This window comes from Paraburkholderia silviterrae (genome assembly GCF_004353915.1).
Taxonomy (GTDB): domain Bacteria; phylum Pseudomonadota; class Gammaproteobacteria; order Burkholderiales; family Burkholderiaceae; genus Paraburkholderia; species Paraburkholderia silviterrae.
The window spans coordinates 20097-30956 of sequence record NZ_SMRP01000009.1; the positions used below are offsets into that span (position 1 = coordinate 20097).

Consider the following 10860-nt stretch of genomic DNA (forward strand, 5'->3'; position numbering starts at 1 on the left):
CAGGATACCGAATCATGAGTGAGGAGATCTCCGTGCCGCCCGACCGCGCCCGCTACCAGGCGTTCTGGCGCCAGTTGCGTGCCGCGCCGGCGGAGCACGACCTGTTCCATCTGCTGCGCTGGATCGATGCGCTCGCGAGTGCGCCGCAACGGCTCGGCGCCGCACCGCATCCCGGCGGGGAGCCGGTGCGGCTAGGACAGATTCCGTCGCTTGCCTTCGCGCCTTCGATGGTGGCCGGTATCGCCGACGCGCATGCGGACCACGTGCCGCCTCGCGTGCTCGTGCACGGCTTCGGCCTGTTCGGCCCCAACGGCCCGTTGCCGCAGCACGTGACGGAGTACGCGTACGAGCGTGCGCACAGCGCCGGTGACGCCTCGATGAGCGCATTCGCCGACGTGTTCCATCATCCGCTGCTCGTGCTGCTCTATCGCGCGTGGGCCGACGCGCAGCCCGTGGTGGGCCTCGACCGCCCCGGCGTCGCGCGCTTCGACACCTATGTCGAGAGCCTCATGGGTGCGCGTGCGGGGGCTTCGCCGTTGTCAGCGCACGAGGCATCCGGCCGCCATGCGAAGTATTTCCACGCGGGCCACTGGGTGCGCCAGACGCGCAATCCGGAAGGGCTCGCGCAGATGCTGCGCCACGACTTTGGCGTGCCGGTGCGCATCGTCGAGCATGTCGTGCGCTGGGTCGCGCTCGACGCGCGGCAGCGCGGCGCGATCGGTGCGATTGGCGCGATGGGTACGGAGCGAGGCGGGCGGCGCAGGCGGGGCATGCGCGCTGCGCTCGGCGAGGGTGCCGTGCTCGGGCGCGCCGTGCGCGACGCACAAGGCAGCTTTCGCATCGTGCTCGGGCCGCTGCCGCTCGCGCGCTATCAAGCCTTCCTGCCCGGCGGCACCGACGCGGCGCGACTCGTGCACTGGGTGCGCGAGTACGTGGGCGCGGAGTTCGACTGGGATCTGCAACTCGAACTTGCCGCGCCCGAGGTGCCGTGCGCGGCGCCGGGCGGGGCGGGCCGGCTCGGCTTCTCGACCTGGCTCGGGCGGCGGCTGAGCGACGAACCCGCGCGCGAGCTCGTGGTCGATCTGGTCGCGCGCGCGGAGGACACCGCGCGCGCCGGCACGCATGAGGCGCCCGCCTTCGCGCGCGCGCAAGGAGGCTGACGCGTGGCGCGCATCTTTACGCTCGACAGCCCGCTCGGCGACGAGCTCAAGTTCTATCGCCTGAGCGGCGAGGAAGCGCTGGGGCGTCCGTTCGAATGGCGCATCGAGGCGCTGGCCGCGAGCCATAGCGTGTCGCTGCGCGACCTGCTCGGCAAGCCAGTGACCGTGCGCGTGGAGTTGGTGCAAGGCGGGCAACGCTATCTGAACGGTATCGTGGCGCGCGCCGCGCTCATTGGCCGGCATGCCGAGCGCTACTACGCGTATGAGCTGATCGTGCGGCCCTGGCTATGGCTCGCGAGCCGCAGCGCCGACTGCCGGATCTTTCAGGAGAAGAGCGTGCCGCAGATCGTGCAGCAGGTGCTCGCTCCGTATGGATACCCAATCGAAAGCCGCCTGACCGAGACCTGCGCGCCGCGCGAGTACTGCGTCCAGTACAACGAGACCGATTTGGCGTTCGTTTCGCGGCTGATGGAGACGGAGGGCATCTACTACTTCTTCCGGCACGAGGCCCGGACCCATACGCTCGTGCTCTGCGACGCGATGGCTTCGCACGGCGACCTGCCCGGCTCAGCCACGATCGCGTTCATCGCCAGCGACCGCGCCGCGATTGCCGACGAAGAGCATATCGACAGCTGGCAGCCCGTGCAGGAGGTGAGCGCCGGGCGGCGCGAGGCGAGCGACTACGACTACACAAAGCCGCTCGCCGATCTGGGCGTGCAGCGCGCGCAGCCGCGCGGCCACGATCACGACGACTATGCGGTGTTCGAATGGCCGGGAGGCTATCGCGACGACGCACACGGCGAGCATCGCAACCGCGTGCGACTGGAAGAGCTGCAGGGCGTGTACGACCGCGCACAGGCGCATACCGACGTGCGCGCGTGCGCGCCGGGCTATCTGTTCGAGCTCACGCGCTGCCCGCGCGCGGACCAGAACCGAAAATACCTGATCGTTCGATGTACGTATCGTTTTCAGGAGAACCCTTACGCGAGCCACAGCGGCAACGAGCCCGTGCTGCACGAGGCCGATTTGCTCGCGCAGCCCGACAGCCTGCCCTATCGTTCGCCGTGCACGACGCCACGGCCCCGCACCCATGGGCCGCAGACGGCGCTCGTGGTGGGGCCGCCCGGCCAGGAAATCTGGACCGACCAGTATGGCCGCGTGAAGCTCCAGTTCCACTGGGACCGCTACGGGAAGCGCAACCAGGACTCATCGTGCTGGGTGCGCGTATCGAGCCCGTGGGCGGGCGGCGGCTTTGGTGGCGTGCAGATTCCGCGCGTGGGCGACGAAGTGATCGTCGATTTCCTGAACGGCGATCCCGATGATCCGATCGTGACAGGACGCGTCTATAACGCCGCGCGCATGCCGCCCTGGGGCCTGCCGATGAGCGCGACGCAAAGCGGGCTGCTCTCGCGCTCGACGCCGGGCGGCACGCCCGAACATGCGAACGCGCTGCGTTTCGAGGACCGCAAAGGCTCGGAGCAACTGTGGATGCATGCGGAGCGCAATCTCGACATGGAGGCCGAGCTCGACCATTCCGTTTCGGTCGGGCGCGACCGCACCCGCAGCGTGGGGCGCGACGAGACGGTGCAGGTGAGCAACAACCGCAGCAAGCAGATCGGCAAGAACGAGACGGTGAACGTCACGCAGCACCGCACAGCGCAGATCGGCGGCAACGAGACCACCAGCGTGGGCGGCAGCCATAGCGTCACCGTGACGGGCAACAGCACGCATACGGTCACCAACGGCAATCACAGCTTCACCGTGGCGAGCGGCACGCACACCGTGCAAGTCCAGCAGACCAGCACGCATGCAGTGGCCGCCGGCTCGCGCGTCGTCGACGTGGCTGCGGGCGACTACAGCGTGACGGCGGCGCAACTGGTCAACCTGTACGGCAAGAAGCAGGGCGTGGGAATCACCGGCGACGGCGGCGTCGCAATCACGGGCAGCAAGCTCGGCGTGGACGTGACCGGCAACGACAACGGCGTCGGCATCAACGGCGACGGCAAGGGCCGGGGCGTGGCGATTACCGGGACCGGCAAGGGCGTCGTCATTACCGGCACGCCATTTACGGAGGTCTACGGAGCAACCAATGTGGATATCTCTGCGCCCACGGTCAATGTGGGCGACACGGACGTCAAGCAGGTCAACATCAACGCGAAGACGATCGTCATCTCGGCGCAAGGCGCGAGCATCACGCTCGACGCGTCAGGCATCACGATCCAGGGGACGGTCGCCCATATCAACTAGCGTCGCGGGTCGCTGTGCATATGCAACTAACTGCCAACCGCTCGGAGCGCCTGCAAGCTGGCCCGCGCGCCGCGGTTTGGTTTAAATGGAATCGGCCGAATCGAATGGCTTTCATGAAGGCCGGCAGGAAAACGGAGAGGATCTTATGGGAGCGCAAGCAGATCAAGCCGATGAAGCGATGGCAACGGCAAACGTGCACATCGGACCCGACACCATCGACGACGCCACACGCGCGAAGCTGCGGGCCCTGTTCGATGCGGACGCGGCCCCGGGTCCGGCGGCGCCCGCGTCCGCGCCTGCCACGCAGGGGCTGCTCGCGGGCGAGGTGACCGATACCCATCATCCGGATAGCCCCGGCCGGGTGCGTGTGCGCTGGCTCTCGATCCAGGGCGAGGTGCTGGAGCGCTGGCTGCCGTGCCTGCGCGGGCAACGGCCGCGCAAGGGCGATCGCGTGCTCGTCGAGCAGCCGGCGAACTGGCCGGAGCCACTGGTCACGGGCATTCTCGCAGCAGCGGGCGGCGCTGGCGAAGCGGCAGCGCCCGGAACATCTGAAACGCACGGCACGCACGCGAGCCAGACCGTGAGGCTCGCGCCCGACGAATGCGTGCAGATCGACGATGCGCGTGGCCAGCCGCTCGTGCAGATCCTCGCCTCTAGCGCTGGCCCGGTGGTGCGCCTCATGAGCGCGAACGTCAATCTGGAGGCGGCGGGCAAGCTCAGTCTGCGCGCGCAGACGTTGGAGCTGGAAGCCGGGCGCGGGGGCGTCGATATCCGCAGCGAGGCCGATACGGTGATACGAAGCCGCTATATCCGTTTGAACTGACGCGCGGGGGACGCTGGCGATGCAGCGAGAATATGCCGCGACGGATGCTGCGCTCGGTGCGTTCATCGAGCAGCCCGACTATCCGACGCTCGTGCTCGGAGCAACCGATCTCGACGTCGTGCTCGCGTTCAAGATGCTGCAGGAGCGCGACCGGCGCGATGCGCGGCGCATTTATCTGCTGTTTCCGTTCGAATGCGACATGCCAGGTCACTATCTTCAGCAGTGCTTGCAGTCGCTCGAAGCGCAGATCGCCGCCGAAAACCAGGCGCGCGTGGAGGCGGGCGAGGTCCTGTGGGCCGAGCTTCCGCTGCTTTGCGCCGATCCGGGGCAGCCGCCTGCGCGGCGGCTCAAGGCGGCGATAGAACATGTGCGCACGCTGGTAGCACAGGGCGTCGATATCGTCTGGGCGCTCATGCCTTCGACGGTTGCGGACACAACCGGTTATCGCGAAACGGTATTGCCGCTGCTCGCGCTCAATGGCTTCGAAGCGTGGATGGAGGGCCATCGCTTCTGCATCCGCGACGATCCCGCGCGACGCTTTCTGCTGTCACCGGATCAGCGCGAGAGCGCACGCCATGTGCTCGCGCTGGACCTCGACTTCTCGCCGGAAAAGACCGCCGATACCCTGGTGGGCGCGATGAACGACGCCGCCCGCCCGCTGGCCGAGCGGATGCACGCGGCGTTGCAACTGGCTGCGCTCGATCTCGCGCATGACCGCCTCGACCGGGCGCTGGAGAAATACCGCTTGCTGTATGGCTGGCATCGCGAGCGGCACAATCCGCTTGGACAGGCGCTGGCACTCGGCGGAGTCGGCGATGTGGCAACGCGCAGCGGCCAGCACGCCGATGCGAGCCGCTGGTATGCGCACGCGCTCGACGCTGCGGCCGATAGCGGAAACCTCGGCGTGACGCTGAATCTGCTCATGGCGTCCGGGGAATCTTGCCTGCGCCTGAAACAGCCGGCGCGCGCGGTCGAATATTTCGAGCTGGCGAGCCGCGGCGCGGACAAGCTGATGTTCCCGCACGCCGCCGTCGATGCGCTGGAGAAGCTCGGTGTGGCGCTGCTGGGCGCGCGCAAGACGGTTGAGGCCGCGCGCGCGTGGACGGAAGCGAAAGCGCTATGCGAGCGCTTCGGCTGCGAGCATCAGCGCCGGTCACTGCTCGAACGGTTGTCGGCGTTGTATGGGCAGGCTGGGTTAAAAACGCAGGCCATGGCGTACGAGATGGAGAAAGGTCGGAGTCCTGTGCATCGTGATTCGCCGAATCTAGCTCAATCGCAGGGCGAGAAGAAGCGGGAGGAGCGTCGATAGATGAGCACTCCGCCAGGCAATCCGGCCAGCGCAGCAACGCCGGCCAGCGCGCCGCCGGCGCCACCCGCACCACTGATTGCGCCGACCGGCAACACGCCAGTGGACGCGCTCGCCAGTGCAGTCAACGCCGGCGCGCAGCCGTTTCAGCAGCTTGGCAACCCCAAGGCCAACACGCTGGACCGCGTGACCGGCGTCGTGAACGGCGCGGTGGGGAGCCTCGGCGCGCTCGATCAACTGCTCAACACCGGCATGGCGCTGATTCCCGGCGCGAATCTGGTGCCCGGCATGCCTGCGGCGTTCATCGGCGTTCCGCATCTCGGCGTGCCGCACGCGCATGCGCATCCGCCGAGCAACGGCGCACCGTTGCCGAGCGTGGGCGAGACCATCGGCAGCGGCTGCGTGAGCGTGCTGATCGGCGATATGCCCGCGGCGCGCGTGCTCGACGTGGGCATCGCGCCCACTTGCGGAGGCTTCGCGCCGGTCTTCGAGATCAGCACGGGCTCGAGCAATACGTTCATCGGCGGTGCGCGCGCGGCGCGCATGGCGATCGACCTCACGCGCCATTGCAATCCGCTCGGGGTGAGCGGCAAGGAGGGCGTGGCCGAAGAGGCGGAGAAGGCGGGCGCCTTGAAGCGCACGATGCATATTGCCGGGATGACGGCGCCGCTGGCATCGAGCGGACTGACGGCGGCGGACCAGGCGGTGGACGGCCAGGGGGCACAAGCCGCGATGACTGCGGCCCAAACCGCGGCGGACGCCGTGGCGATGGCGTTGAGCAATCTGATGGGCAACGACCCCGGCGTGGAGCCCGGCATGGGCACGCTGCTGATCGGCAATCCGAGCGTGCTGATCGGCGGGTTTCCGATGCCCGATGCGCAGGCGATGCTGATGACGGGATGGGGGCTGCGCAAGAAGACCAAGCCAGCGGAAGACAAGCCGCGTACGCAACAGCACGAGTGCGACGGCAAGGGCGAGCCGATTAATCCCGTGACTGGCAATGTCGAAAATCGGTTCACCGATTATGAAACGGACGAAGTTGTGCCGTTCAAATGGGAGCGCTACTACAGCGGCGCATGGCGCGAGCAGCGCGGCATCCTCGGCTACGGATTCCGGCACATCTTTGAGCACGAGCTTCGGCTCCTGCGCACACGGGCGATTTACCGCGACCCGCGCGGCCGCGAATGCGAGTTTCGCTCCACGGCAGATGGACGCTATGGCGGAGTGTGCGACGGCTATGAACTCGAGCAGCAAGACGAAATCCGGTTCGTCCTTTGGCACCGTCGGGAAGGCAACCTGTACTTCGAGCGTGTCCGCGGCACCGGAGCTGCAGCCCGTCTCGCTTTCCATGACCGCATTGGGGATCGCCTTGAGTTGCGCTGGAATAGCGCTAATGTCATCGAGAGGATCGCACAGGCGGATACGAACGGAAATGTTCGGAGAACGATCGGATTTCAATACGATTCGCACGGGCGACTGGCCGATGTCCTGTTGACCAACCACGACGGCCAGGTCATTCAAATCGCGCATTATGAATACGATGCCCGCCACTGCCTTGTCGGGCATCGCGACGCAATGGGGGGTGCATCGACTTATACATACGACTGCGGGCATCGCGTCACCCGTCTCGTCAATCCCAACGGCTATGCCTTTTCTTACCGCTACGACAGCACAGGCCGTTGTGTCGAAAGCACGGGACAGGACGGAATGTGGCACGTGAAGTTCCGGTATCAGCCGGGGCGCACGTTCGTCTGGGAGGGGGATGGCGGCAGGTGGACAATCCTGTACAACGAGGCAGGCACGATTGTGCGCATCGTCGACCCGTATGGCGGGGTACAGGAGCGCGTAACGGACCCGGCAGGCCGCGTCATCGAGGAGATCGACTCCGGCGGCAGGGTGTTGCGCTGGCTCTATGACGACGACGGCCGCAACACGGGACGCATCGATCGCTGGGGCAACGGCTGGCCAACGAAGGACGAGGCGCCTCGCTTGCCGAATCCGCACGCGCGCACGGCGCACCAAACCCCCTTGAGCTTGCAGTGGGGCGATGCCGGGAGAACATGGCCTGCTGAGACGGTGTTGCTGCCGCCAGACATCGCTCGGAGAGCGGAAACACTCTTCGCCAGAGAGAGGGCAGATTCGTTGCCCACCGGGCAGCGCGATGCAGCGGGACGGGTCATCGCCCACACTGACGAATCCGGGCGCACTGAATGGCTGCGCCATGACGCGGCGGGAAACGTGCTGCTGCGTCGCGACAAGGATGGGCGCGATCATCATTACGGTGTGGAGTCATGGAATTTGCGTGAGCGCGAAACCGATCCGCTGGGCAACACGGTCCGCTATCGGTATACGCCGAAGCGGCGGATTGCGGCAATCGTCGATGCAAACGGCAACGAGAGCGCCTATACCCACGACTTCAAGGATCGCGTTACCAGCGTGAGGCGACATGGCGTGCTGCGTGAGACGTACGCTTACGACGCCGGCGATCGCGTGATCGAAAAACGGGATGGCGCGGGAAATGTTCTGGTGCGCTTCGAGGTCGGCGAAAACGGCCTGTACAGCAAGCGCATCTGCGCGAGCGGCGAGGTGCACGCCTACGAATATGACGCGCGGGGGAACGTCAGCAAGGCTTCGACGGACGAGTTCGATGTCTCCCTGTCTCACGACGCACTGGATCGCCGTACGGCGGATAAGCGTAGTGGCCGCGGCGTCGAGCATGTCTATGCAGGCACTCAGCTTGCGAGGACGACGTATTTCGACCGCTTCGAAGTGCGATATGAGTCGCTGGGCGATGGCGAGATGCGGATTCATACGCCCTTGGTGGGCTCCCACACGGTTCATCGCGCGTCCGATGGGCGAATTTTGCTGTGCCTCGGCAACGGCACCCACGCGCTATACGGATTCGACGCGGCTGGCCGGTGCAGCGGGCGCATTGTTTGGGCCGGGGACGGCACAACGGATATGGGCTGGGTGCACTATCAGTACAGCGCGACAGGTGAGCTGTGGCGCGTAATCGATAGCGCGAAAGGCATGACCGAATATCAGTACGACGCAGCCCATCGACTGATTGGCGAAACTCGCGACGGGTGGCCAGTGCGCCGCTACGAATACGACCCGGGCGGGAATCTGTTATCGACCCCAGCATGCGAGTGGATACGCTTTGACGAGGGCAACCGTTTGGCAGCATCGTCTTGCGGCGTGTTCCGCTACAACGACCGCAATCACCTCTGCGAAGAACTAGGCGCTAACGGTCGCACGGCCTGGCATTACAACAATCTGGATTTGCTCGTCAAGGTGAGCTGGAGCAACCGGGGTGAGGTATGGACTGCGCAGTACGACGGACTATCTCGGCGAGTCAGCAAGACGATGGGCAGCGAACGCACCGAATACTACTGGGACGGTGACCGCATTGCCGCGGAAATTGCTCCAGATGGAATGTTGCGGCTCTATGTGTACGTGAATGAAATCGCGCTCCTGCCTTTCATGTTTATCGACTATCCCGGTGTTCACGCATCGCCGGACGCCGGACAAGCGTACTTTGTGTTTTGCAATCAGGCCGGCCTGCCCGAGTGGATCGAAGACAGCAACCGCCGGGTCGTCTGGCGCGCGAAAGCGATTGACGCGTATGGGAGCGTACAGGTTGAAGAAGGGCAAGCTCTGGAGTACGACTTGCGATGGCCGGGGCATTGGCTCGAGCGCGAACTCGGGCTGCACTACAACCGGTTCCGGTCATACGATCCAGCGCTTGGGCGTTATTTGCAGTCCGATCCCAAGGGCCAGGCGGGCGGCATCAATCTCTATGCCTATGTCGCCAATCCACTTGTCTCGGTCGACGTGCTGGGGCTGCACGGCAACGACCAGACACCTGCTTCGTCCGAGGACGGTGCACAGAATCCGGACCTGGGGACTGCGAACGAGCAGCCGAAGGAAGAACCCGGCAATGTTCCGCGCAAGCGGCCCAAGCTGACAAAGGCACAGGGAAATGAGATCGTAGAGGACATTCATCGGGCCGGATGGGATTACTACAGTAGCGGCGAGGGGACGAACGAGGATGGACGCAACGTCACGGCCCTCACTGAGTTGGAGGACGGGCGCATTGCGATCACATCAAACGGCAAACTGAGTCCCGGACAGATTGCGGTCGCGTATGACCGCCTTGGAGCATTGGGGTTTGACAACAAGCTGGATGTGGTTATTCCGCCGGACCGCAAAAAAATCCCTTTGGGTTATGGCGGGGGCGAGCAGTACATGTACACGCCTAAAAATAAGGATGGCACGCCGGGCGATCCGCAGGTCAGGACGAGGCCATACACGGGGCGTGGCTATGATCCTGAGAATCCCCATTACAAGCCAGGCTCAGGTAATCTCAAGCCGAAAAACTTTGCTCCGGATCGTCCTGCGCACGAGGGACACAACCACGATGACAAGGTGCCCGGCTCGGCTTGTAACCATGCCGAGGCAAGAGGCATTCAGCGAGGCATCGATACGGGCAGCCGGGCCGTCAGGCAATGGACATACAGTGACGCCAGCCATAAGGGCTATGCGTGCCATGATTGTCATCGGCTTCAGGTTCATCATAAGGTGACGAACGAAACCGGTGTGCAGTAGGTGAGGGCGCTCGCGCGATAGCGATGGTTGTCATGTGGGTGTTTTAGTTTGGATTCATTTTGAGGAAATCATGAAGGAATGGGCTGAGGCCGGCGCCGATGTGTTGCTGCATGTGATGATGGAGAGTGCCGTGGTGGGGGATAGGTTAGAGCTTGGTTGAGATTTGAGAGGCGGGCTGGGTTTTGGTGGGGCTCTGGGTGTTTTTGGCCTTTCCTTGTTTTCATGTCGGTATATTGGTGTTGCCCCTGTGCGGGGCGGCACCTACTTTTCTTTGCAGCGGCAAAGAAAAGTAGGCAAAAGAAAGCCGCTCAAACCGCCAGTGTGACGCAGTGGACCACTAACCTTTAATCGGAGTGGCTCCGGGGCGTCTGTCATCACTCGCCGTCACCCGGAGTGACTAAGGACTCGTCCATCCGGCGGCGCTGCGCGCGCCGTGGGGCATAACCAAAACCGCCGGGACGCACGCACATTCGTAGGACTCCAACTTATTCGGCCGGATCACTCCCGCCATTCGCCGGCAGCACGCCCGGTTTTCCTTGCAGACCATTCCGCCCGCGCGTAGCGCGTGGCGGGAAGGATGAGCCCTTTGTCACTAAGGCGGAGTGTGCGAGGAGACGGATGCCCCGGAGCCACTCCGATTTTCAGGGCAGTGGTGAACAGCGTCACACTGGCGGTGTGAGCCGCTTTCTTTTGCCTACTTTTCTTTGCGGCTGCAA

The 10860-nt window shown here is 64.8% G+C and carries 5 protein-coding genes; all 5 read left to right on the forward strand.

Annotated elements, in window-relative coordinates; genetic code table 11:
• The first annotated feature begins 14 nt into the window (after nucleotides 1-14).
• The 5 genes from tssG to EYW47_RS18805 all read left to right on the forward strand — a co-directional run bounded on the left by tssG (nucleotide 15) and on the right by EYW47_RS18805 (nucleotide 10144).
• Nucleotides 15-1160 (forward strand): type VI secretion system baseplate subunit TssG, encoded by a 1146-nt coding sequence (gene tssG, locus EYW47_RS18785; RefSeq protein WP_133196345.1) that lies wholly within the window; start codon nucleotides 15-17, stop codon nucleotides 1158-1160.
• A gap of 3 nt (nucleotides 1161-1163) precedes the next feature.
• On the forward strand, nucleotides 1164-3407 hold the full coding sequence (locus EYW47_RS18790; protein WP_133196346.1) for a type VI secretion system Vgr family protein: 2244 nt from the start codon (nucleotides 1164-1166) through the stop codon (nucleotides 3405-3407).
• A gap of 145 nt (nucleotides 3408-3552) precedes the next feature.
• On the forward strand, nucleotides 3553-4230 hold the full coding sequence (locus EYW47_RS18795) for a hypothetical protein (RefSeq protein ID WP_133196347.1): 678 nt from the start codon (nucleotides 3553-3555) through the stop codon (nucleotides 4228-4230).
• Between the two features lie 19 nt (nucleotides 4231-4249).
• Nucleotides 4250-5539, forward strand: a complete 1290-nt coding sequence (locus EYW47_RS18800; protein WP_133196348.1) for a tetratricopeptide repeat protein — start codon at nucleotides 4250-4252, stop codon at nucleotides 5537-5539.
• Nucleotides 5540-10144, forward strand: coding sequence for an RHS repeat-associated core domain-containing protein (locus tag EYW47_RS18805; RefSeq protein ID WP_133196349.1), 4605 nt, complete (start codon nucleotides 5540-5542; stop codon nucleotides 10142-10144).
• Nucleotides 10145-10860: the final 716 nt, after the last annotated feature.